Origin of the sequence: Bradyrhizobium genosp. SA-3, from assembly GCF_004212635.1 — a bacterium.
Lineage (GTDB): Bacteria > Pseudomonadota > Alphaproteobacteria > Rhizobiales > Xanthobacteraceae > Bradyrhizobium.
Genome location: NZ_PSRT01000139.1, coordinates 1 through 21,987, shown reverse-complemented (window position 1 = coordinate 21,987; position 21,987 = coordinate 1). Strand labels below are relative to the sequence as shown.

General features: G+C 65.4%; 19 protein-coding genes. 13 read left to right on the top strand and 6 right to left on the bottom strand.

The annotated features are described in order from the left end of the window. Positions 1–153 precede the first annotated feature (153 nt). Positions 154–924, bottom strand: coding sequence for an enoyl-CoA hydratase (locus CWO91_RS34205; protein ID WP_130219913.1), 771 nt, complete (start codon positions 922–924; stop codon positions 154–156). A gap of 152 nt (positions 925–1,076) precedes the next feature. Here CWO91_RS34205 and CWO91_RS34200 point away from each other — a divergent pair, with 152 nt between their 5' ends. Both CWO91_RS34200 and CWO91_RS34195 read left to right on the top strand, forming a co-directional pair. Then, on the top strand, positions 1,077–1,616 hold the full coding sequence (locus CWO91_RS34200; RefSeq protein ID WP_165405913.1) for a PaaI family thioesterase: 540 nt from the start codon (positions 1,077–1,079) through the stop codon (positions 1,614–1,616). Positions 1,617–1,675: 59 nt separating this feature from the next. Beyond that, entirely contained in the window at positions 1,676–2,293 is a 618-nt protein-coding gene (locus tag CWO91_RS34195; protein ID WP_130219911.1) for a TetR/AcrR family transcriptional regulator, read from the top strand. Positions 2,294–2,405: 112 nt separating this feature from the next. Here the strand turns inward: CWO91_RS34195 and CWO91_RS34190 are convergent, their stop codons facing one another. Beyond that, entirely contained in the window at positions 2,406–3,314 is a 909-nt protein-coding gene (locus tag CWO91_RS34190; protein WP_130219910.1) for a LysR family transcriptional regulator, read from the bottom strand. Positions 3,315–3,415: 101 nt separating this feature from the next. On the opposite strand from CWO91_RS34190, the gene CWO91_RS34185 reads away from it, so the two are divergent. The 8 genes from CWO91_RS34185 to CWO91_RS34150 all read left to right on the top strand — a co-directional run bounded on the left by CWO91_RS34185 (position 3,416) and on the right by CWO91_RS34150 (position 12,975). Continuing rightward, positions 3,416–4,912: a CoA-acylating methylmalonate-semialdehyde dehydrogenase gene (locus tag CWO91_RS34185; RefSeq protein WP_130219909.1), complete on the top strand. Its 1,497-nt coding sequence runs from the start codon at positions 3,416–3,418 to the stop codon at positions 4,910–4,912. A 152-nt stretch (positions 4,913–5,064) separates the two neighbouring features. Next, positions 5,065–6,210, top strand: a complete 1,146-nt coding sequence (locus CWO91_RS34180) for an isobutyryl-CoA dehydrogenase (RefSeq protein WP_130219908.1) — start codon at positions 5,065–5,067, stop codon at positions 6,208–6,210. Next, positions 6,207–7,274: an enoyl-CoA hydratase/isomerase family protein gene (locus CWO91_RS34175; RefSeq protein ID WP_130219907.1), complete on the top strand. Its 1,068-nt coding sequence runs from the start codon at positions 6,207–6,209 to the stop codon at positions 7,272–7,274. The genes CWO91_RS34180 and CWO91_RS34175 overlap by 4 nt, the downstream gene beginning before the upstream one ends. A 26-nt stretch (positions 7,275–7,300) precedes the next feature. Continuing rightward, positions 7,301–8,191 (top strand): 3-hydroxyisobutyrate dehydrogenase, encoded by an 891-nt coding sequence (gene mmsB / locus CWO91_RS34170; protein ID WP_245471463.1) that lies wholly within the window; start codon positions 7,301–7,303, stop codon positions 8,189–8,191. Beyond that, entirely contained in the window at positions 8,191–9,909 is a 1,719-nt protein-coding gene (locus CWO91_RS34165) for an AMP-binding protein (RefSeq protein WP_130219905.1), read from the top strand. The genes mmsB and CWO91_RS34165 overlap by 1 nt, the downstream gene beginning before the upstream one ends. A 153-nt stretch (positions 9,910–10,062) precedes the next feature. After that, on the top strand, positions 10,063–10,542 hold the full coding sequence (locus tag CWO91_RS34160) for a MaoC family dehydratase (RefSeq protein ID WP_130219904.1): 480 nt from the start codon (positions 10,063–10,065) through the stop codon (positions 10,540–10,542). Positions 10,543–10,657: 115 nt separating this feature from the next. Beyond that, the gene (locus CWO91_RS34155; RefSeq protein WP_130219903.1) at positions 10,658–11,575 is read left to right on the top strand and encodes an SDR family NAD(P)-dependent oxidoreductase; all 918 of its coding nucleotides are present in this window, start codon (positions 10,658–10,660) and stop codon (positions 11,573–11,575) included. A gap of 149 nt (positions 11,576–11,724) precedes the next feature. After that, positions 11,725–12,975: an NAD(P)/FAD-dependent oxidoreductase gene (locus CWO91_RS34150; protein ID WP_130219902.1), complete on the top strand. Its 1,251-nt coding sequence runs from the start codon at positions 11,725–11,727 to the stop codon at positions 12,973–12,975. Between the two features lie 88 nt (positions 12,976–13,063). Here CWO91_RS34150 and CWO91_RS34145 read toward each other — a convergent pair whose 3' ends face one another. Genes CWO91_RS34145 through CWO91_RS34135 form a run of 3 tightly spaced genes read right to left on the bottom strand, consistent with a single transcriptional unit; the run spans position 13,064 to position 16,451 of the window. Next, on the bottom strand, positions 13,064–14,143 hold the full coding sequence (locus CWO91_RS34145; RefSeq protein ID WP_130219901.1) for a D-TA family PLP-dependent enzyme: 1,080 nt from the start codon (positions 14,141–14,143) through the stop codon (positions 13,064–13,066). A gap of 2 nt (positions 14,144–14,145) precedes the next feature. Then, complete coding sequence (locus CWO91_RS34140; protein ID WP_130219900.1) at positions 14,146–15,957, bottom strand: ABC-F family ATP-binding cassette domain-containing protein; 1,812 nt, start codon at positions 15,955–15,957, stop codon at positions 14,146–14,148. Positions 15,958–15,959: 2 nt separating this feature from the next. Continuing rightward, a complete protein-coding gene (locus CWO91_RS34135; protein WP_130219899.1) occupies positions 15,960–16,451 on the bottom strand; it encodes a YaiI/YqxD family protein in 492 nt (163 codons plus the stop codon). 105 nt (positions 16,452–16,556) lie between these two features. Here CWO91_RS34135 and CWO91_RS34130 point away from each other — a divergent pair, with 105 nt between their 5' ends. Further along, the gene (locus CWO91_RS34130; RefSeq protein WP_130219898.1) at positions 16,557–17,354 is read left to right on the top strand and encodes a hypothetical protein; all 798 of its coding nucleotides are present in this window, start codon (positions 16,557–16,559) and stop codon (positions 17,352–17,354) included. A gap of 232 nt (positions 17,355–17,586) precedes the next feature. On the opposite strand, the gene CWO91_RS34125 is transcribed toward CWO91_RS34130, so the two are convergent. Continuing rightward, entirely contained in the window at positions 17,587–19,959 is a 2,373-nt protein-coding gene (locus CWO91_RS34125; protein WP_130219897.1) for a xanthine dehydrogenase family protein molybdopterin-binding subunit, read from the bottom strand. 208 nt (positions 19,960–20,167) lie between these two features. On the opposite strand from CWO91_RS34125, the gene CWO91_RS34120 reads away from it, so the two are divergent. Next, the gene (locus tag CWO91_RS34120) at positions 20,168–21,238 is read left to right on the top strand and encodes a Ppx/GppA phosphatase family protein (RefSeq protein ID WP_130219896.1); all 1,071 of its coding nucleotides are present in this window, start codon (positions 20,168–20,170) and stop codon (positions 21,236–21,238) included. Position 21,239: 1 nt separating this feature from the next. After that, positions 21,240–21,926 (top strand): RlmE family RNA methyltransferase, encoded by a 687-nt coding sequence (locus CWO91_RS34115; RefSeq protein ID WP_130219895.1) that lies wholly within the window; start codon positions 21,240–21,242, stop codon positions 21,924–21,926. Positions 21,927–21,987 lie beyond the last annotated feature (61 nt).

Sequence of the window (21,987 nt, the reverse complement as noted above, 5' to 3'; positions counted from 1 at the left end):
TCCACCGAGTCAAATTGGACGAAGACTAGTAGTTACGAGCTTCTCGTCCCAACTTCTTCTCGGCGTATGGGTCCCGGCCTTCGCCGGGACGACAGGGTAATTTTCAGGTGGGTGCAACAAATAAGCCGCGCCCCGTCGCGCGGGGCCTGCCGCCTACCGCTTCCTGTTCACGAACGCCTGCATCAGCCGCGTCGGCTCATCCGTCAGGAACGACTCGCCGAACACCTTCACGCTCAAATTCACCGACTCCGTCAGCGGCAATTCCTCCCATTGCCGCAGCAGTGCCTTCTGCGAGCGCAGCGCCTCGGGGCCGCATGCGAGCAGCGCCTTCACGACGTGCTCGACTTCGGCATCCAGCCCGCCTTCCGGCGCGACCTTGTCGACCAGGCCCCACGCGAGCGCCGTTGGTGCGTCGATGTTCTCCGCCGTCATCACCAGCCAGCGCGCGCGGGCCCAGCCGATCAGGCGCGGCAGCAGCGCGGCATGGATCACCGAGGGGATGCCGACGCGCACCTCCGGCATGCCGAAATGCGCATCATGCGCGGCGATGCGGAAGTCGCAGGCGGCGGCGGCCTCGAGCCCGCCGCCGAGGCACCAGCCGGGCATGCGCGCGATCACGGGAGCCGGGAAGGCGCGCACGGCCTCACAGAGATCGCGCAGGCGGCTGATGAAGGCTTCGGCCGACTTCTGGTCGAGCTTGGCCATCTCCTTGATGTCGGCGCCGCCGATCATGCTCTTCTCGCTCTGGCCGCGCAGCACCACGACGCGGATGTCGCGGTCGCTGGCAAGCCGCTGCAAGCCTTCGCGCACGGCGTCGGTCACGGGCGAGCCGAGAATGTTGAGTGGGCCGGCGTTGCAGATCGCGACATGAACGACGCCGCGCGCGTCACGCGTCACGCCGCAGTGGTGGTTGAGCATTTCCATCATGCATCCCGAAGGGTTCGTGGACAGGCGCAGGGCGCCGGGTCGAAGCCACTTCCGGGCCGAAACGCCCGGGTTGTCAAGCGGGCGGGGAACGGAGTTGCCAGCGGGAAGTCCGTGGCATAGTATGACATATGTCATATAACGAGGCCGTCATGACCCAGCCCGATCAACTCGACCTGTTTTCGCCGGCGCAGCGGCGCGAGCGCGTGGTGGATTGGCAGGCGCCTGCACCGGTTGCGAAAGTGGTGATGGGCCTGTCGGGCATGGACGCCATGCTGGGCACTCGCGACGGCCGCCTGCCGCCGCCGCCCTTCGCAAAGCTGATCGGCTTCATGATGGCCGTGGTCGAGCCGGGCCGGGTCGTCATGGAACTGGAGCCGCGTGAAGATCTCGAAAATACCATCGGCCTCCTGCACGGCGCGGCCGCCGCGGCGTTGCTGGATACGGCCATGGGGTGCGCGATCTCGACCCGGCTGGAGCCCGGGCAGGGCTCCGTGACCCTCGACCTGAAACTGACTTTCCTGCGTCCGCTCTCGGTCCGTTCGGGCCTGATCTCGGCCGAAGGCAAGGTGATCAAGCTGGGGCGCCAGACCAGCTATAGCGAAGGCTTCGTTCGCGACGGGAAGGGCGCGCTGGCGGTGCATGCAACTGCAACCTTTTCTATGATCGGCAACAATATAACTGCGAATTAATGCGCCGTTCGCGGCATTTGCGTGTTATGAGATGATCTTCGACATTCAATGAGATGCGCATGCGCTATTCCCGGGAACACAAGCAGGAAACCCACGATCGCATCGTGAAGAAGGCCTCCGTGCGGCTGCGCGAAAAGGGCGCCCACGGCATCGGCGTCGCCGACCTCATGAAGGAGGCGGGCCTGACCCATGGCGGTTTCTACGCGCATTTCGATTCCCGCGAGGCGCTGGTGATCGAGGCCTTTGCCTACGCCATGGATCGCTCGATGGAGCATTGGCGCAAGCTCACCGGCGAGGCCGCTCCTGAAAAGCGGTTGGCGCTGATCGCGGAGAGCTATCTCTCCGCGCTGCATCGCGACAATCCCGGCCATGGCTGCTCGATCCCCTCGCTCGGCGCCGAGATCGCCCGCGAGAGCCCGAAGACGCGCAAGGCCTTCGCCGGCAAGCTCGACGAGATGATCGAGATGATGACCGACTATATCCCGAACATGCCGCGCAAGGCCGCACGAAAACAGGCGATTGCGACGCTGGCCACGATGGCCGGCACCATGCTGCTGGCGCGCATCGCGGGGTCAAGCGAGCTGTCGGACGAGGTGCTGAAGGCGGGCCGGGACAGCGCGCTCGACGGCGCGAAGCGCGAGCCGAAGGTCGCGGTCAAGAAGGTGAAGCAGAATTAGCGAGATGCCGTAGGGTGGGCAAAGGCGCGTCAGCGCCGTGCCCACCATCTCTCCGCGTTCGGGGCTAACACGGTGGGCACGCTTCGCTTTGCCCACCCTACGAGAGCGGCGCTCACCGTCCCGCAAACAACGCCCGCTCGCGCTCCACGATCTCGCTGATGTAATCCGCCACGGCCCTGATCCGCGCGAGGTCCTTGCTGTCGGCGTGCATCAGCATCCAGAACGTGCGCGTGATCGAGATCTCCTCCGGCAGCACCGGAACAAGCTGCGGATAGTCGGTCGCCATGAAGTGCGGCAGCACCGCGATGCCGAAACCCGAGAGCGTGGCATTGAGCTGCGCGATCAGATTGGCGCTGCGGAAACGTGCTGAAATCTTCGGCGACACCTGCGGCAGATAGTCGAGCTCCGGCGTGAACAGCAATTCCTCGATGTAACCGACGAAGCGGTGCTGCAGCAGGTCCTGCCGCGAGGCGATCCCAGGGAAGCGGTCGAGATAGGCCGGCGCGGCATAGAGCCCGAGGCGGTAGTCGAGCAGCTTGCGGCCGACGATGCGGCCTTCCTTGGGCATGGTCAGGCTGATGGCGATGTCGGCCTCGCGCTTGGAGAGGCTGAACAGCCGCGCGGTGGCCACAAGTTGCAGGTCGAGGTCGGGGTAGCGGTCGGCGAAGGGGGCGAGGCGCGGTGCCAGGAAGGCGGTGCCGAAGCCGTCGGGCGCGCCGATCCGCACCGTGCCGGTCAGCCGTGCGACGGAGCCGCCGACCTGCTCCTGGTTGGCGACGATGGTGGATTCCATGGCTTCCGCGCTGTCGGCGACGCGCTGGCCGGCCTCGGTGAGGAGGTAGCCGGTCTTGCGCCGGTCAAACAGCTTGGCCGAGAGGTGCTTCTCCAGCCGGTCGACCCGGCGGATCACCGTGGCATGGTCGACCCCGAGCTGTTTTGACGCCGCCGACACCGAGCCGCCCCGCACGATGGCCAGCACGAAGCGAAAGTCGTCCCAATCGATAGCGCCTTGATCCAGCATTTTCGCACATCTATGGTGCATTATCTCAGACTTGAATCCTATAAAATGCAGGTCAATAGGATTTGTCAAAGCGATCAGCTGAGCCTGAAGGAGATCATTCCATGCGTTCAATCGGACATTTCATCGGTGGCAAAGAGGTCAAGGGTACCTCGGGCCGCACCGCCGACGTTTTCGAGCCGATGACCGGTGACGTCCAGGCCAAGGTGGCGCTGGCGTCCAAGGCCGAGGTCCGCGCCGCCGTCGAGAACGCCCGCGCCGCGCAGCCGGAATGGGCCGCGACCAACCCGCAGCGCCGAGCCCGCGTGATGATGAAGTTCGTCGAGCTGGTTCAGCGCGATTACGACAAGCTCGCCGAGCTGCTCGCGCGCGAGCACGGCAAGACGGTGCCCGACGCCAAGGGCGACATCCAGCGCGGCCTCGAGGTCGCGGAATTCGCTTGCGGTATCCCGCACCTGATGAAGGGCGAGTACACCGAAGGCGCCGGCCCCGGCATCGACATCTATTCGATGCGCCAGGCGCTCGGTGTCGTTGCCGGCATCACGCCGTTCAACTTCCCGGCGATGATCCCGATGTGGAAGTTTGCCCCGGCGATTGCCTGCGGTAACGCCTTCATCCTCAAGCCGTCCGAGCGCGATCCCGGCGTGCCGATGCTGCTTGCCGAACTGATGATCGAGGCGGGCCTGCCGGCCGGCATCCTCAACGTCGTCAACGGCGACAAGGAGGCGGTCGACGCCATCCTCGACGATCCTGATATCAAGGCCATCGGCTTTGTCGGATCCACACCGATCGCGCATTACATCTACGAGCGTGCCGCGCAGACCGGCAAGCGCTGCCAGTGTTTCGGCGGCGCCAAGAACCACGCCATCATCATGCCCGACGCCGACATGGACCAGGCCGTCGACGCGCTGATCGGCGCCGGCTACGGCTCGGCCGGCGAGCGCTGCATGGCCGTATCCGTCGCGGTCCCCGTCGGCAAGTCCGCTGCCGACCGGCTGATGGAAAAGCTGATCCCGCGCGTCGAGAGCCTCAAGATCGGCACCTCGATCGATCCGTCGGCCGATTACGGCCCGCTGGTGACTCGCGAGGCGGTCGAGAAGGTCAAAGGCTATATCGACATCGGCATCAAGGAAGGCGCGACGCTCGCTGTCGACGGCCGCGGCTTCAAGATGCAGGGCTACGAGAACGGGTTCTATCTCGGCGGTTCGCTGTTCGACAACGTCACCAAGGACATGCGGATCTACAAGGAAGAGATTTTTGGTCCGGTGCTCTCGGTCGTGCGCGCGCACGACTACAAGGAAGCGCTGGCGCTGCCTTCGGATCATGACTACGGCAACGGCGTTGCCATCTTCACCCGCGACGGCGACGCCGCGCGCGACTTTGCAGCCAAGGTGAACGTCGGAATGGTCGGCATCAACGTGCCGATCCCGGTGCCGATCGCCTATTACACCTTCGGCGGCTGGAAAAAGTCGGGCTTTGGCGATCTCAACCAGCACGGCCCGGATTCAGTCCGCTTCTACACCAAGACCAAGACGGTGACCTCGCGCTGGCCGTCCGGCGTCAAGGAAGGTGCGGAGTTCTCGATCCCGCTGATGAAGTGATTTTCTGAACGTCATTGCGAGGAGCCCGCGACAAAATTGCGAAGCAATTTTGCGCTGGTGCGACGAAGCAATCCGGACTGTCTCTGCGGAGGGATGCTGGATTGCTTCGCTGCGCTCGCAATGACGATGGAGCAAAAGTGTAGGCGGCAACGATGCAGTTCGCTCTGAACGAGGATCAGATCGCAATCCGCGACATGGCGTTGGCGTTTGCGGCGGAGAAGATTGCGCCGCACGCGCTACGTTGGGACGAGGAGAAGCATTTCCCGGTCGACGTGATGCGCGAGGCTGCCACGCTCGGCATGGGCGGCATCTACATCCGTGACGATGTCGGCGGCTCCGCGATGACGCGGTTCGATGCGGCGCTGATCTTCGAGGCGCTGGCGACGGGCTGCCCGACCACCTCGGCTTTCATCTCCATCCACAACATGGCAAGCTGGATGATCGATGCCTTTGGCAGCGACACCCAGCGCCACACATGGCTGCCAAAGCTCTGCACCATGGAGCTGATCGCGAGCTATTGCCTGACGGAGCCGGGCGCCGGCTCCGACGCGGCGGCCTTGCGCACCCGCGCGGTTCGCGATGGCGATCACTACGTTCTCAACGGCCAGAAGCAGTTCATTTCGGGCGCCGGCGGCACCGACCTCCTGGTCGCGATGGTCAGGACGGGTGGCGATGGTCCCGGCGGCATCTCGACCCTCGTCATCGACGGCAAGACGCCTGGCGTCTCGTTCGGTGCCAATGAGCGCAAGATGGGCTGGAACGCGCAGCCGACCCGTGCGGTGATGTTCGAGAACGCCCGCGTGCCGGTCGCCAACCGCCTCAGCGAAGAGGGCGCCGGCTTCAAGATCGCGATGGCAGGCCTCGATGGTGGCCGCCTCAACATCACCGCGTGCTCGCTCGGTGGTGCGCAAATAGCGCTCGACAAGGCGCGCGCGTACATGAAGGAGCGCAAGGCGTTTGGAAAGCGCCTCGACGAATTCCAGGCATTGCAATTCCGCCTTGCCGACATGGCAATCGAGCTCGAGGCCGCGCGCACGTTTTTGTGGCGCGCCGCCGCAGCGCTGGACCGCAAGGACCCCGATGCCACCATGCTGTGTGCCATGGCCAAGCGGTTTGGTACCGATGTCGGCTTCGAGGTCGCCAACCAGGCGCTGCAGCTGCACGGCGGCTACGGCTATCTCAGCGAATACGGCATCGAGAAGATTGTGCGCGATTTGCGCGTGCACCAGATCCTCGAAGGCACCAATGAAATCATGCGGCTCATCGTGGCGCGCAAACTGATCGAGGGCGCGCAATGAGCGGCGTGGAAGAGGGCGACCTGATCGCCCGTGTCGAGGGCGCAGCCGGCGTGATCCGCCTCAACCGTCCGAAGGCGCTCAACGCCGTGACGCTGGAGATGTTTCGCGACATCGACAAGGCGCTCCACCGTTTCGAATCTGACCCCGCCGTTAGCGTGATCCTTCTGGAAGGTGCCGGCGAGCGCGGCCTGAGCGCCGGCGGCGACATCCGCACGCTTTGGGAAAGCTCCAAAGTCAATGGCGACCTCGGCAAGATCCTGTGGCGCGAGGAGTACATCCTCAATGCCCGGATCAAGACGTTCCCGAAGCCGTATGTTGCCTTCATGGACGGCATCGTGATGGGTGGTGGCGTCGGTTTGTCAGCCCATGCCAGCCACCGCGTCGTCACCGATCGCACCAAGCTGGCGATGCCCGAGGTTGGGCTCGGCTTCTTCCCGGATGTCGGCGGCACCTATTTGTTGTCGCATTCGCCGGGCGAGATCGGCACCTATTTCGGCCTGACCGGCCAGACCATGAACGGGCCGGATGCGATCCATGCGAAGTTCGCCGACTGGGTCGTGCCGGCCGTGAGGCTACCGGAGCTGCGCGAAGCCCTGACGAAGCTGCACTCGGGCGCGACCGCCGCCGACGTCAGCAAGCTCATCAACGGTTTTGCGACCAGTGAAACCGCAGGACCAGTCGCCGCAAAAGAGCCGACTATCGACGCATTGTTTGGCTTCGACCGCATGGAAGACATCTTCACAGCGCTCAAGCGTGACGGCTCCGAATTCGCTCTGACGACGCTGAAGACGCTCAACGAAAAATCGCCGCGCGGCATGGTGGTGACGCTGAACTTGCTGCGGCTCGCGCGCAAATCATCGAGCCTGGAAGAGTGCCTGGTGCGCGAATATCGCGCCGCGCTGGAAGTCTTCCGCAGCGACGATTTCCGCGAAGGGGTGCGCGCCGCGGTGATCGACAAGGATCGCAATCCGTCGTGGTCGCCGCCGCGGATCGAGGATGTGACGCCGCAGATCTTGGCGGCATATTTCGCCGAGATCGGCACCGACGAGCTGAAGTTCAATTAACAACGATTGAAGCGGAGGAAATGAAGATGGCCACGATCGCATTCATCGGTCTCGGCAACATGGGCGGCCCGATGGCCGCCAATCTGGTCAAGGCCGGCCACAAGGTCGTCGCCTTCGACCTCGTCGAGGCCTCGCGCGCGCAAGCCAAGGCCGACGGCGCCAGCATTGCCGACAGCGCTGCGGGTGCTGTGAAGGGCGCGGACGTCGTCGTCACCATGCTGCCGGCCGGCAAGCACGTGCTCTCCGTCTGGAACGAGGTCGTTCCAGCCATGACCAAGGGCGCGCTGATCATCGACAGCTCGACCATCGACGTCGAGAGCGCGCGGCAGGCGCATGCGCTGGCCGCCAAGCACGGCGTGCTCTCGGTCGACGCGCCGGTCTCCGGCGGCACGGGTGGCGCCAAGGGCGCCACGCTCACCTTCATGTGCGGCGGCGAGGAGAGCGCGTTCGCGGTGGCAAAGCCCGTGCTGGAGAAGATGGGCAAGAAGATCGTGCATTGCGGCGGCGCCGGCGCAGGGCAGGCGGCAAAGATCTGCAACAACATGATCCTCGGCATCTCCATGATCGCGGTCAGCGAGGCGTTTGCATTGGCGGAGAAGCTCGGGCTCTCGCATCAGGCGTTGTTCGACGTCGCCTCGACCTCGTCGGGCCAGTGCTGGTCGCTGACGACCTATTGCCCGGTGCCGGGCCCGGTGCCGACCTCGCCGGCCAACAATGATTACAAGCCGGGTTTTGCCTCGGCGCTGATGGTGAAGGATCTGACGCTGGCGCAGGACGCCGCGAAGGCTGCGGGTGCGGCGACGCCGCTCGGCAAGCATGCGCAGGAGATCTATCAGTCTTTCGACGCAGCCGGGCAGGGCGGGGTGGATTTTTCCGGAATTATCAAGCACGTTAGGGGGCTGGCCGGGAAGACTTGATGACGACATTTCAGGAAGCGCGCGCGTTTCTGCTCAATCACCGCACGGATTACGAGACAGCGGTCAAAGGCTTCCGCTGGCCCGATCCGGTTCCCTTCAACTGGGCGCTCGACTGGTTCGACGCCGAACTGGCGGCGAATGCGGAGAGCAAGGACCGGCCCGCGCTCTGGATCGTCGATGCCGCGCAGGATCGGCAGACCAAGCTCTCTTTCGCGATTCTCTCGAAGCGCTCGAACCAGGTCGCCAACTTCCTCCGCGCACAGGGCTTGAAGCGCGGCGATCATCTCCTGCTGCTGCTCGGCAATGTGGTTCCGCTGTGGGAGACGATGCTGGCGGCGATGAAGCTCGGCGTCGTCGTGATTCCCGCGACCACGCTGCTCACCGCAGACGAGCTGCGCGATCGGCTCGATCGCGGCAAGGCGAAGGCGGTGGTGGCCGCCGAGGACCAGGTCGCGAAATTCGCCAGCCTCGGTACCGAGAGTATCGTCCGCATCGTGGTCGGCACGGCCTCCAGCGGCTGGCTGGCCTATGACGAGGCGGCGACCGCTTCGGAGAGTTTTGCGCCTGACGGTCCGACCAAGGCCGACGACCCGATGCTGCTCTACTTCACCTCGGGCACGACCGCTAAACCAAAACTGGTGCGGCACAGCCAGCGCAGTTACCCGGTCGGCCATCTCTCGACCATGTATTGGATCGGGCTGAAGCCCGGCGACGTCCATCTCAACATCTCGTCGCCCGGCTGGGCCAAGCACGCCTGGAGCTGTTTTTTCGCGCCGTGGAATGCAGGCGCGACCGTGTTCGTGGTCAACCAGCCGCGATTCGATGCAAAAGGCCTGCTCGCCACGATCGGCCGCTGTGGTGTGACGACCCTGTGCGCGCCGCCGACGGTATGGCGGCTGTTCATCCAGGAGAATCTCGCATCGTTCAAGGTGTCGCTTCGCGAGGTCTGCGGCGCCGGCGAGCCGCTCAATCCGGAAGTGATCGACCAGGTACAGGCCGCCTGGGGCCTGACCATCCGCGACGGCTACGGCCAGACTGAAACGACTGCACTCGCCGGCAATTCGCCGGGCCAGCCAATCAAGATCGGCTCGATGGGCCGGCCGTTGCCGGGGTATCGTGTGCAGATCAGCGATGCCGACGGCAACCCGGCGAAGGAAGGCGAGGTGACCCTGGTGCTCGGCGTGAACCGGCCCGCCGGCCTGATGCAGGGCTATCAGGGCGATGACGGCAAATTGTCCGGCGCGGAAGGCGAGCTCTATCGCAGCGGCGACGTCGTGTTCGCGGATGAGGATGGCTATCTCACCTTCGTCGGCCGCTCCGACGACGTGTTCAAATCCTCCGACTACCGCATCAGCCCGTTCGAGCTCGAGAGCGTGCTGCTCGAGCACGAGCTCGTCGCCGAGGCCGCCGTGGTGCCGAGCCCGGATCCGATCCGGCTCGCGATTCCCAAGGCCTTCGTGCTGCTGACGTCGGGCGCGGAGCGCTCGCCGGAGACGGCGCTGTCGATCTTCGAGCACCTGCACGTGCGCCTTGCCCCGTTCAAGCGCATCCGCCGCCTCGAAATCGTCACCGAGCTGCCGAAGACGATCTCTGGAAAAATCCGCCGCGTGCAGCTACGCAGGCTGGAGCGCGATGACGACCGCACCGATCCGCTGCGCGGCCGGGAATTCCGCGAGGAGGATTTTCCGGAGCTGGCGAAGGTACGGGGTGATAGTTAAGTGGAATTCGTCATTCCGGGGCGCGCGGAGCGCGAGCCCGGAATCCATTTTGCAGCAAGCTCTGCGGCACGATGGATTCCGGGTTCGATGCTCCGGGCCGCGCTTGCGCGGTCCCGTCGCATCGCCCCGGAATGACGGCGAGGGGAGTTACCAATGAACGAAGTCTGGAAGAAGCCGCCGATTACGCTCGAGGCCTATCAGGCCATGGTCGGCAAGGAGATCGGCGTGTCGTCGTGGCATTTGATCGATCAACCCCGCATCGACACCTATGCCGACGTGATCGAGGATCACCAATTCATCCATGTCGACCCTGAAAGGGCAAAGAAGGAAACCGCCTTCGGCACAACGATTGCGCACGGCTTCCTCACGATGTCGCTGCTGTCGATCATGTCCTATGAGGTGATGCCCGTGATCGCGGGCACCACGATGGGCGTGAACTATGGCTTCGACAAGCTGCGCTTCATCTCGCCGGTGCGCTCCGGCAAGCGCGTTCGTGGCCGCTTCGTGCTGGCGGAAGCCAAGCTGCGCAAGCCGAACGAATTGCAGTCCCGCACCAACGTGACCGTGGAGATCGAAGGCGAGGACAAGCCCGCGCTGGTCGCGGAATGGCTCGGGTTGATCTATTTCGCCTGACCTGACGCGTCGTTGCCGGGCTTGACCCGGTCATCCATCGCTGCTCAAAAGCCTGTCGATTTTGATGGATGGCCGGGTCAAGCCCGGCCATGACTAACATTCGGGAAGCACACTCATGGCAATCAGGTTCGACGGACGCGTCGCCATCGTCACCGGCGCGGGCAATGGTCTGGGGCGCGCGCATGCGCTGGGATTGGCCAGCCGCGGCGCCAAGGTCGTCGTCAACGATTTCGGCGGCGCGCGTGACGGCACCGGCGGCTCGCTGTCGCCGGCCGAGGCCGTGGTCGAGGAGATCCGCAAAGCCGGCGGCACCGCGATGGCCGATGGCGCCGACGTCTCGAATTTCGAGCAGGTCACCGCCATGGTCGAGCGCGCCACCAAGGAGTGGGGCAGCGTCGATCTCCTGTGCGCCAATGCCGGCATCCTGCGCGACAAGTCGTTCGGCAAGATGGAAGCGGCCGATTTCCAGAAGGTGCTCGATGTGCATCTGGTCGGCACCTTCTATTGCTGCAAGGCGGCCTGGGCCGGCATGCGCGACCGCAATTACGGCCGCATCGTGCTGACGACGTCATCCTCCGGCCTCTACGGCAATTTCGGCCAGGCCAATTATGGTGCGGCGAAATCCGGCATGGTCGGCCTGATGAACGTGCTCGCCGAAGAGGGCCGCAAGAACGACATCCGCGTCAACATCATCTCGCCGACGGCGGCAACCCGCATGACCGAAGAGCTGCTGCCGCCGCAGGCGCTGCAACTGATGAAGCCCAACGCGATCACGCCCGCGGTCGAGTACATGCTCAGCGAGGATGCGCCGACCCGCACCATCATGGGCGCCGGCGCCGGCTCCTTCGCCGTGATCAAGATTCTGGAGAGCGAGGGCATCAACCTGCCGGAATCCGAATGGACGCCGGATGCGGTCGCCGCGCATTTTGCCGAGATCAGCGACATGTCGAAGGCCAAGGCGCTGACCGGCGCGTTCGAGCAGACGCAGAAATACGTCGCGCAGGCCGCGGTGCGGGCGGGGGTCAAGCTTTAGCCCGACAGTCATTCCGGGGCGCCCGAAGGGCGAGCCCGGAATCCATCGCGCCACTGACTCTGCCGCCCAATGGATTCCGGATTCCGGGGCTCGCGCTACGCGCCTCGGAATGACGAGCCTGGCGCGAGAATCTGGCCTAAACTCCCGTCATGACCGCAACCGAATCCCACATTGCCGTCATCGGCGCAGGTCCCGCTGGGCTGATGGCGGCGGAGGTGCTGGCGCAGGGCGGCGCACGCGTCACCGTCTACGACGCGATGCCGTCCGCCGGCCGCAAGTTTCTGATGGCCGGTCGCGGTGGACTCAATCTCACCCACAGCGAGCCACTGCCGCAGTTCATGGCGCGCTATCGGGCCGCGGCGCCGAAGTTGAAGGCCGCCATCGACGCGTTTCCGCCCGACGCGCTGCGCGCCTGGAGCGAGGCGCTGGGCGAGCCGACTTTCGTCGGCAGCAGCGGGCGGGTGTTTCCGAAGGCGTTCAAGGCCTCGCCCTTGCTGCGCGCTTGGCTTCGGCGCCTCGATGCTGCCGGGGTGCGGTTCGCCTTTCGCCATCGCTGGACCGGTTGGGACGACAAGGGGCGGCTGCAGTTTCAAACACCCAGCGGTGCGCGGGCCATCGCGGCCGACGCCACGGTGCTGGCGCTCGGCGGCGCAAGCTGGCCGCGGCTTGGCTCCGATGGCGGCTGGACGACAATTCTGGCGGACAAAGGCATCGCGATATCGCCGCTACGGCCTGCCAATTGCGGTTTTACCGTCGCCTGGTCCGATGTCTTTCGGTCCCGCTTCGAAGGGCAGCCGCTCAAGGGGATTGCGCTAAACTTCGGCCCGCACAGCCTGCGCGGCGAGGCAATCATCACGCGGGCCGGCATCGAAGGCGGGGCGATCTATGCACTGTCGGCCGAATTGCGTGAGGCGATCGCGGCGAATGGCGAGGCGGTGCTGCACGTCGCCTTGCGCCCGGATGTCGATGAGGCCGAACTCGTCAAGCGCCTGTCCGCCTCGCGCGGCAAACAGTCGTTCTCCAACTTCCTGCGCAAGGCTGCGCAGCTCTCGCCCATCGCCGTCGGGTTGTTGCAGGAGGCCGCAATCGGCACGGGCCAGTCGCTGTCGGCGATGCCGCCCGGACGATTGGCCGAGCTCATCAACGCCGTGCCGATCAAGCTCACCGGCGTGGCGCCAATCGCGCGTGCGATTTCCAGCGCCGGCGGCATCTCCTTCGATGGACTCGATGCCGATTTCATGATCCGCAAGCTACCCGGCGTGTTCGCCGCCGGCGAGATGCTGGACTGGGAAGCGCCGACCGGCGGCTATCTGCTGCAGGCGTCGTTTGCGACCGGCGGGGCGGCGGGCAGGGGGGTGCTGAAATGGCTCGCTAGCTCACCACCGTCATTGCGAGCGTAGAAGCAATCCAGAATCCGTCCGCGGAGGTAGTCTGGATTGCTTCGTCGCAAGAGCTCCTCGCAATGACGGCTGTGGGAGCAGCGCGCCCCTACCTCAGCTTCCCTCGAGCTGCCACCGGCAGCGTGCCGATGATCTCCTCGCCGCGCACCATCACCACCTCGTCCATCATGTTGACGACGACGCAGACATGGTTCGGCACGATGCGGACGACGTCGCCGACATTGGGGCGCGTGTTGCTGCGGGAGAGGTCGAGGAAGCCGTGCTCCTCGGCAAAGCGCGCGATCTTCGCCTCTGGATGCTCCAGGATCAGGCCGTGGCCGTCGAGCCCGCCGGTATCCGTCGTCAGCGTCTTCGAGCCGGCATCGAGGATACCGCGCTCGGGCGCGGCGCGGCTCACCACGGTCGAATAGATGTGCAGCGCGCAGTCGTCCCAGGTGGCGACGCCGGCTGCGACCTGCATGCGGTCGTTATAGATGTAGGTGCCGAAGCGATGCTCGGTACCGCCCTTGAGCTTGCCGATGTTCTTCAGGTTCGGCGTGCCGCCGGTCGACACGATCTTGGCATCGAGGCCGTGCGCACGCACGCCGGCCAGCGCCTCGTCATAGAACTTTTGCGCATCGGCCCAGCCGGTCTCGGTCGGATAGAGCATGAAGCCGGCAAATTGCAGCCCCTTGGACCCGGCGATCTCGCGTGCCAGCGCAATCGCTTCGGCGGGCGTCTCGACGCCGGCGCGCTTGCGGCCGGTGTCGCATTCCACCACGACCGAGAGCGGACGGCCTGACGCGGCGGCAGCCTTGGGCAGCCCTGCAACGACGGTCGAATTATCAGCGGCGACCGTCATGTTCGCCTTCGCCTGCAGCGCGCCGAGCCGCGCCATCTTCTCTTCGCCCAGCAGATTGTAGCTGATCAGGATGTCGTCGATGCCGGCATTGGCCATGATCTCGGCTTCGCCGAGCTTCTGGCAGGTGATGCCTTTCGCCCCCGCCGCGACCTGCATTTTCGCAATCGTCGGATTCTTGTGCGTCTTGATGTGGGGACGGTTTGCGATTCCGGCGTCGTCGCATGCCTTCTGGATCCGCGCGATGTTGCGCTCGACCCTGTCCATGTCGATGACGGCGCAGGGGGTCCCGTATTCACGGGCGATTTTTGCGGCGAGGGGAGTGGTCATAATTAAGCCTGTTCAATCTCTTCGCGGAGCATTTCAAGTTCGAGCCAGCGTTCTTCGGCGGTAGACAGTTCTTCATGCGCCTTGGCGATGGCGGCCGAGGTGTCGTCAAACGTCTTACGATCCCTGGCGTAGAGGTTGGGATCGTCGAGCACGCGCTGCAGCTTGGCGATGTCGGCCTGCAACGCTTCCATCTTCTTCGGCAGCGTCTCCAGCGCGTGCTTCTCGTTGAAGCTGAGGCGCCGTTTTGGTGCGGCAGCGGGAGCAGCTGCGCGCTCCTCCTTCTTCTCTGCCGGTGCTTGCGCCTTCGCCGTGTCGCGCTTCAGGTCCGCGCCGCGCTGCGCCAGCATGTCGCTGTAGCCGCCGGCATATTCGATCCATTTGCCGTTGCCCTCAGGCGCGATCACGGAGGTGACGACGCGATCGAGGAAGTCGCGGTCATGGCTGATCAGGATCACCGTGCCCTCGTAATCGCCGAGCATCTCCTCGAGCACGTCGAGCGTATCGAGGTCGAGATCGTTGGTCGGTTCGTCCAGCACCAGGAGGTTCGAGGGTTTTGCCAGCGCGCGGGCCAGCATCAGCCGGCCGCGCTCACCGCCAGAGAGCACCTCCAGCGGCGTGCAGCGCTGCTCCTGCGCGAACAGGAAGTCCTTCATGTAGCCAACGACATGCTTCGGCTTGCCGCCGACCATGATTTGGTCGCCGCGACCACCGGTGAGCGCTTCCGCCAGCGTCGATTTCGGATCGAGGCTTTCGCGGTGCTGGTCGAGCGTCGCCATTTCGAGGTTCGCGCCGAGCCGCACGGTGCCGGAATCCGACTGCGCGCCGCCGGTGAGCAGATTGACCAGCGTGGTCTTGCCGGCGCCGTTGGGGCCGATGATGCCGAGCCGGTCGCCGCGCTGGATGCGGGTGGAAAAATTCTCGACGATCTTTCGCTCGCCATAGGCCTTGGTGATGCCCTTGGCTTCGATCACCAGCTTGCCCGATTGCTCCGCTTCCGCCGCTGCGAGATTGGCGCTGCCGGCGGTGCCGCGATAATTGCGGCGTTGGTCGCGCAGCGCATGCAGATTGGCGAGCCGCTTGACGTTGCGCTTGCGCCGGCCGGAGAGGCCGTGGCGCAGCCAATGCTCCTCGTCGACGATCTTGCGGTCGAGCTTGTGCTGGTCGCGCTCTTCCTCCGCCAGCGCCTCGTCGCGCCAGCTCTCGAACGAGGCGAAGCCGCGGTCGATCTGCTTGATCCGGCCGCGGTCGAGCCATGCGGTGGAGCGCGAGAGATTGGTGAGGAAGCGGCGGTCGTGACTGATCAGCACCAGCGCGCTGCGCCGGCTGTCGAGCTCCTTTTCCAGCCACTCGATGGTGGAGAGATCGAGATGGTTGGTCGGCTCATCCAGCAGCAATATGTCGGGCGAGGGGGCCAGCACGCGGGCGAGCGCCGCGCGGCGGGCCTCGCCGCCGGAGAGGTTATGCGGATTCTCCTCGCCGGTGAGGCCAAGCTGCTCCAAGAGATAACGCGCCTGGTGCTGGTCGTCGCCGGGCGCAAGCCCCGCCTCGACATAGGCGAGCGTGGTCTTGAGTTCGCCGAAATCCGGCTCCTGCGGCAGATAACGGACGGTGGCGCCAGGCTGCACGAAGCGCGTGCCGCCATCGGGCTCGATGAGGCCCGCTGCGATCTTCAGCAGCGTCGATTTGCCCGAGCCGTTGCGGCCGATCAGACAGACGCGCTCGCTCGGCGCGACATTGAGTTCGACACCGCTCAGCAGCGGCGTACCGCCAAAGGTCAGCCTGATGTCTTTCAGTTGGATCAGCGGCGGCGCCATGGTCAGCTCTGGCTCGTTGCGGTCGCATCAGTGCGGCGGCGCTGGATCCGGCGCAGCGTCTGGTCGAGCGCCGAGAGGAATGCGGAACGGTCGCGCGGTGCGAACGAGCGCGGGCCGCCGGTGACTTCGCCGGCCGAACGTAGATCCGTCATCAGGTTGCGCACCGCCAGCGTCATGCCGATCGACTCTTCCGTGAACGGCTTTCCGTTCGGCGCGATCACGTCGGCGCCCGCTTTCACGCAGCGGCTCGCGAGCGGAATATCTGATGTCACGACGACGTCGCCGGGCCTGGCGCGTTCCGCGATCCAGTCGTCGGCCGCGTCCATGCCGGCGCCGGCAGCAATGCGCTCGATCAGGGGATCGTGGGGCACTCGAATAAAGTTGCCGGCGACGACGCTCACGGGCACGCCGTGGCGGAGCGCGACGCGGTAGATTTCGTCCTTCACCGGACAGGCGTCGGCGTCGACATAGATGCGGGTGGGGGTGTCAGTCATTGGCCGCGTGGTAACCCATTCGGGCCGCAAAGGCGAGGGGATTGACCGGTGTTCCCTGGGGCCTACGATCGCTCCGAAACAACGAGAACACAGGGAAAGCGGCCCATGCCGAACCGGCTCGAAACCTATCGCGTCGAGGCCTACAACACCGCAAAACAGTCCGAGAACAAGATGCATGACGACACGGTGGCGCGCCGTTTCGGCTTCGAGGGCGGGCTGGTGCCGGGCGTCGATGTGTTCGCCTACATGATACACGTGCCGCTGGCGCGCTGGGGTCGCGATTTCTTGTCGCGCGGGCTGGTCGAGGCGCGCTTCATCAAGCCGGTCTATGACGGCGAGAGCGCCGATGTCGACGCGACCGAGCACAACGGCCTGCTCACGATCGAGGTGTTCAGCCGCACCGAGCTGTGTGCGACGGGGACGGCCTCACTGCCGGCGGCCGCGCCTGTCGTTTCATTGAGCGATTACATCGAGGTCCCCGCGGTGATCGAGCGCAAGCCGGTCAGCCCGGCGACGTTCGAGACCGGCAAGTGGTTCGGCACGACCCCGCGCCGCTGGGTGGGACAGGATGCGGCCGATTATCTCGCCGATATCAGGGAGACCGATCCGATCTTTGCGCGCGAGGGCCTCGGCCATCCCGGCCTGATCCAGCGGGTGATGAACCGCGTGCTGGTTGACAACACCATCCTCGGCCCGTGGATCCACGTCGGCAGCCGCATGCAGCTGCTGTCCGCCGCGCGCACCGGCGACGAGATCACCGCGCGGGCAAAAGTCGCCGCGAACTACGAGAAGAAAGGCCACCGCTTCGTCGAGCTCGATGCGCTCGTCGTTGGCAACGGCACCACGCCGCTGGCGCATTGCCAGCACACCGCGATCTACCAGCCGCGTGAGCAGGCGGCGTAGGGCACAGGAAGAGGCAAGCCTGTCACCTCAAACGCGGTGTCATGCCCCGCGAAGGCGGGGCATCCAGTACGCCGCGGCCCACCCGTGAATCACTGCTGCCTCGGAGTACTGGATCGCCCGCCTTCGCGGGCGATGACAGTTGTATGTGGAGAGGCGGCGTGGCGCCCCTAACACGTGGATGGCCGGGTCAAGCCCGGCCATGACGGCGGAGAGAGCGTAGGCTCTTGCGCCCTTACGCCGCTTTGGTCTTCGCCTCCTGGATCGCGCGCCATACCCGCTCCGGGGTCAGCGGCATGTCGATGTGCTTGATGCCGTAGTCGGAGAGCGCATCGAGCACCGCGTTCACCACCGTCGACAGGCTGCCGGCGCAGCCGGCTTCGCCGCAGCCCTTGCTGCCGAGCGGATTGGTCGTCGCGGGCACCGGGTGATCGCCGACCGCCATGTTCGGCACGTCCTCGGCGCGCGGCAGGGCGTAGTCCATCAGCGAGCCCGTGATCGGCTGGCCGCTCTCGTCGTAACGGATGTGCTCCATCAGCGCTTGGCCGATGCCCTGGACCACGCCGCCATGGAGCTGGCCCGCGACCAGCATCGGGTTGATCACCGTGCCGAAATCGTTGACCGCGCTGTAGCGCACGATCTGCACCACGCCGGTCTCCGGATCGATCTCGACCTCGGCGACATGGCAGCCGTTCGGGAACGCCGAGGGCACCGGCTCGCTGGTGTGGTCGACGTCGAGGCTGTCGGGCACGCCCTCCGGCGTCTTGCCGTCATGCAGCTTCTTGGCGAGCTCCATGATGTCGATGCTGCGGTCGGTGCCGGCGATGGTGAAGCTGCCGTCGGCGAACTCGATGTCGGCTTCGGATGCTTCCAGCATGTGCGCGGCTGCGCGCTTGCCCTTCTCGATCACAAGCTTGGCGGCGCCCACGATCGCCATGCCGCTCGCGGTGATCGAGCGCGAACCGCCGGTGCCGTTGCCGGTGTGGACGATGTCGCTGTCGCCCTGCACCAGCTTGACGCGCTCGAAGGGAACGCCGAGCTGCTCGCACAAAACCTGCGCGAACGGGGTGGCATGGCCCTGGCCGTAATCGAGCGTGCCGGTGATGAGCTGCACGCTGCCGTCAGCATCGAACACGATCTTGCCGAGCTCCGGGCTCGGCGGCGCGGTGACCTCGAGATAGGAGCCGACTGCGATGCCGCGCAGCTTGCCGGCCTTCTTGCTCTCCTTCTTGCGCTTGGAGAAATTCTCGTGGTCGGAGATCTCGAGCGCCTTGTTGAACACGGCCTGGAAGTCGCCGCTGTCATAGGTAACGCCGGAGGAGGCCGGGAACGGCATCTGGTTCGGCTTGATGAAATTGCGCTTGCGCAAGGTCAGCCGGTTGATGCCCATCTCGTCGGCGGCGCGGTCGATCAGCCGCTCCATGTAATAGTTCGCCTCCGGCCGGCCGGCGCCGCGATAGGCGCCCATCAGCGTGGTGTTGGTCAGCACCGTCTTGATGTCAACCGCCATCAGCGGTGTGCGATAGACGCTGGAAAAATTCTTGCCGGTGTTCAGCGAGAGCGGCCCCGGCGCAACGCCGGTGATGTAGGCGCCGAGATTGCCGTAGCCGGACAGCTTCGCCGCGAGGAAATGCCCCTCGGCATCGAGCGCGAGCTCCGCATGGATCTTCTGTGCACGGCCGTGGCTGTCGGAGAGGAAGCTGGTGGAGCGCTCGTCCAGCCATTTCACCGGCCGCCCCAGCGCCTTCGCCCCGTACAGGATGCACATGTATTCGGGATAGTTGATGTTCTTCATGCCGAAGGAGCCGCCGACATTGGCGGTGAGGATGCGCACCTTCTCGTTCGGCACTTTGAGGTTCTTGGCGAGGTTGGCGCGGTTGCCGGCGACGCCTTGCGTCGGCACCTGAAGCGTGTAGCGCTCGGTCTTCTTGTCGTAGGAGGCAAGGCCCACGCGCGGCTCCATCGACACCACGGCGACGCGGGTGTTCTCGATGTCGATCTTGGTGACATGGGCGGCGTTGGCAAAAGCCGCGTTCACCTTCTCCATGTCGCCATAGTGATAGTCGAGCGCGACGTTATCAGGGATATGGTCGTAGAGCTGCGGCGCGCCGGGCTTGGCCGCTTCCTCAGGGTCGGTCACCGCCGGCAACGGCTCGACGTCGACCTCGACCGTTTCGGCCGCATCGCGCGCCTGCGCCAGCGTCTCTGCCACCACGAAGGCGACGGGATCGCCGACGAAGCGGACCTTGTCGGTCGCCAGCGGCTGACGGTTGGTCTGGAGCAGGGGCGAGCCGTCGCGGCTCTTCAGCGGCAGGCCGCAGGTGAAGGGGCCGTAGCCGGCCGCATCGAGATCCCTACCGGTCCACACCCCCAGCACGCCTGGCATCGCCTTGGCGGCGTCAATGCCGATGCCGCGGATGATGCCATGGGCGTGAGTGGAACGGACGATCACGGCATAGGCCTGGCCGGGCAGGTTGAAATCGTCGGTGTAGCGGCCCTTGCCGCGCACCAGCGTGTCGTCCTCCTCGCGGCGGACGGGCTGCCCGACGCCATATTTTTGCAGTGCAATAGCGTTTTCGAGCGTGGACGATTTGGTGTGTTCTTGCATGGGAATGACCTGAAAAGCCGGTATTTGCGCATTTTCGCGGCAGCGGGGGACCGGACCCCCTCAGATAACCCACGACCCCGTTCACGACAACGCACGAATGGGCATGGTCCCATGTGATGCGATGTTGCGCAGACCTGCCGCGCTGCTAATGTTTCAGGCGAAAAAGCAATTCCAGATCGGCCCATCGGGCCGCGGAAAGACAGTTTGTATGAATGACCACACGCGGCTCCGCGATGGCCACGGGCTGCACGGTGAGCTGGAGGGGGCGATGGCGGCGGTGGCGTTGGCCACTGGACCGGTCGTCTCCGCACAGCCGGGAACCGGCGTCTATGCGGCGCTGGACCTCGGCACCAACAATTGCCGGCTCCTGATCGCCTGTCCGACCCAGGACGGCTTTCGCGTGGTCGATTCCTTCTCGCGCATTATCCGGCTCGGCGAGGGCGTCTCGGCGACGGGATGCATCAGCGAGGCCGCGATCGAGCGCGCCATCGCGGCGCTCAGCATCTGCCGTGACAAGATCAATCTGCGCAAGGCGCGGCGGCTGCGGCTGATCGCGACCGAAGCCTGCCGCGCGGCCTCGAATGCGGAAGGTTTCCGCAGCCGCGTCGCGGCCGAGACCGGGATCGATCTCGAGGTGATCGACCGCGAGACCGAGGCGGCGCTCGCCGTGCTGGGCTGCTCGCCGCTGGTCGACCCCAGGGGGCGCGGCGCGATCCTGTTCGACATCGGCGGCGGCTCGACCGAACTGGTGCGGATCGAGCGCGATCCCACAAATCCGGAGCCGCGGATCCGGGCCTGGATGTCGATCCCGTTCGGCGTGGTCACACTTGCCGAGCAGTTCGGCGGCCGCGACGTCACGCCGGAAATCTATGCCGCGATGGAGAGCGAGGTCGCCAATCACGTCGCGCCGTTCGCGGCAGAGCACGGCCGCGATCTCAGCGACATGCACCTGCTCGGCACCTCCGGCACGGTGACGACGCTTGCCGGCATCCATCTCAACCTCGCGCGCTATGATCGCCGCCGCATCGACAGCATCTGGATGAACGATGCCGACATCACCGCGACCATCAACAAGCTGCTCGGCATGAGCTACGAGGAGCGCACCGGCAACAATTGCATCAGCGTCGAGCGCGCCGACCTCGTGCTGGCCGGCTGCGCCATCCTCGATGCGATCAGGCACGCCTTCCCGCTGCCGCGGCTGCGCGTCGCCGACCGCGGCCTGCGCGAGGGCATGCTGGTCGAGATGATGCGCGAGGACGGCGCGCTCAGGAGCTGGTGAGATGGCGAAGGACACCACCGGCCGCTTGCACGTCCAGGTCAAGACCGGCGGCAAGCGCAAGCTCTCGTCCAAGCTATGGCTGGAGCGGCAGCTCAACGATCCCTATGTCGCCAAGGCCAAGGCGGCGGGCTATCGCTCGCGCGCGGCGTTCAAGCTCCTGGAGATGGACGACAAGTTTCGTCTTCTGAAGCCCGGCATGGCCGTGGTCGATCTCGGCGCCGCGCCCGGCGGCTGGAGCCAGATCGCGGCCAAGCGCGTTGGCTCTACCGAAGGCAAAGGCAAGGTCGTCGCGATCGATCTGCTCGAGATGCCGGAGATTCCCGGCGTCGATTTCGCGCAGCTCGACTTCATGGACAATGACGCCCCCGAGAAGCTCACCGCGATGCTGGGCGGCGGCGCCGATGTGGTGATGTCGGACATGGCCGCCAACACCACCGGCCACCGCAAGACCGATCAACTCCGCATCGTTGGCCTTGTCGAGACCGCGGCCGCGTTCGCCTGCGACGTGCTCAAGCCCGGCGGCACGTTCCTCGCCAAGACGTTCCAGAGCGGCGCCGACGCCGAACTGCTCGCCCAGCTCAAGCGCGATTTTGCCACGGTGCGTCACGTCAAGCCCGCCGCGAGCCGGCAGGATTCCTCGGAACGCTACGTGCTGGCGACGGGGTTTAGGGGTGGGGCGAAGGAATAGCAACAAGCTCCGTCATTGCGAGGAGCTCTTGCGACGAAGCAATCCAGAATGATCTTCCCCC

Bases quoted from the DNA above. Each gene is read 5' to 3' on its own strand.
- CWO91_RS34150 (WP_130219902.1), top strand. From the start codon at position 11,725: ATGACCGCAACCGAATCCCACATTGCCGTCATCGGCGCAGGTCCCGCT.
- CWO91_RS34205 (WP_130219913.1), bottom strand. From the start codon at position 924: ATGGAAATGCTCAACCACCACTGCGGCGTGACGCGTGACGCGCGCGGC.
- CWO91_RS34195 (WP_130219911.1), top strand. From the start codon at position 1,676: ATGCGCTATTCCCGGGAACACAAGCAGGAAACCCACGATCGCATCGTG.
- CWO91_RS34135 (WP_130219899.1), bottom strand. From the start codon at position 16,451: ATGACTGACACCCCCACCCGCATCTATGTCGACGCCGACGCCTGTCCG.
- CWO91_RS34120 (WP_130219896.1), top strand. From the start codon at position 20,168: ATGAATGACCACACGCGGCTCCGCGATGGCCACGGGCTGCACGGTGAG.
- CWO91_RS34200 (WP_165405913.1), top strand. From the start codon at position 1,077: ATGACCCAGCCCGATCAACTCGACCTGTTTTCGCCGGCGCAGCGGCGC.
- CWO91_RS34165 (WP_130219905.1), top strand. From the start codon at position 8,191: ATGACGACATTTCAGGAAGCGCGCGCGTTTCTGCTCAATCACCGCACG.
- CWO91_RS34175 (WP_130219907.1), top strand. From the start codon at position 6,207: ATGAGCGGCGTGGAAGAGGGCGACCTGATCGCCCGTGTCGAGGGCGCA.
- CWO91_RS34145 (WP_130219901.1), bottom strand. From the start codon at position 14,143: ATGACCACTCCCCTCGCCGCAAAAATCGCCCGTGAATACGGGACCCCC.
- CWO91_RS34115 (WP_130219895.1), top strand. From the start codon at position 21,240: ATGGCGAAGGACACCACCGGCCGCTTGCACGTCCAGGTCAAGACCGGC.
- CWO91_RS34125 (WP_130219897.1), bottom strand. From the start codon at position 19,959: ATGCAAGAACACACCAAATCGTCCACGCTCGAAAACGCTATTGCACTG.
- CWO91_RS34140 (WP_130219900.1), bottom strand. From the start codon at position 15,957: ATGGCGCCGCCGCTGATCCAACTGAAAGACATCAGGCTGACCTTTGGC.
- CWO91_RS34155 (WP_130219903.1), top strand. From the start codon at position 10,658: ATGGCAATCAGGTTCGACGGACGCGTCGCCATCGTCACCGGCGCGGGC.
- CWO91_RS34180 (WP_130219908.1), top strand. From the start codon at position 5,065: ATGCAGTTCGCTCTGAACGAGGATCAGATCGCAATCCGCGACATGGCG.
- CWO91_RS34160 (WP_130219904.1), top strand. From the start codon at position 10,063: ATGAACGAAGTCTGGAAGAAGCCGCCGATTACGCTCGAGGCCTATCAG.
- CWO91_RS34130 (WP_130219898.1), top strand. From the start codon at position 16,557: ATGCCGAACCGGCTCGAAACCTATCGCGTCGAGGCCTACAACACCGCA.
- CWO91_RS34185 (WP_130219909.1), top strand. From the start codon at position 3,416: ATGCGTTCAATCGGACATTTCATCGGTGGCAAAGAGGTCAAGGGTACC.
- mmsB (WP_245471463.1), top strand. From the start codon at position 7,301: ATGGCCACGATCGCATTCATCGGTCTCGGCAACATGGGCGGCCCGATG.
- CWO91_RS34190 (WP_130219910.1), bottom strand. From the start codon at position 3,314: ATGCTGGATCAAGGCGCTATCGATTGGGACGACTTTCGCTTCGTGCTG.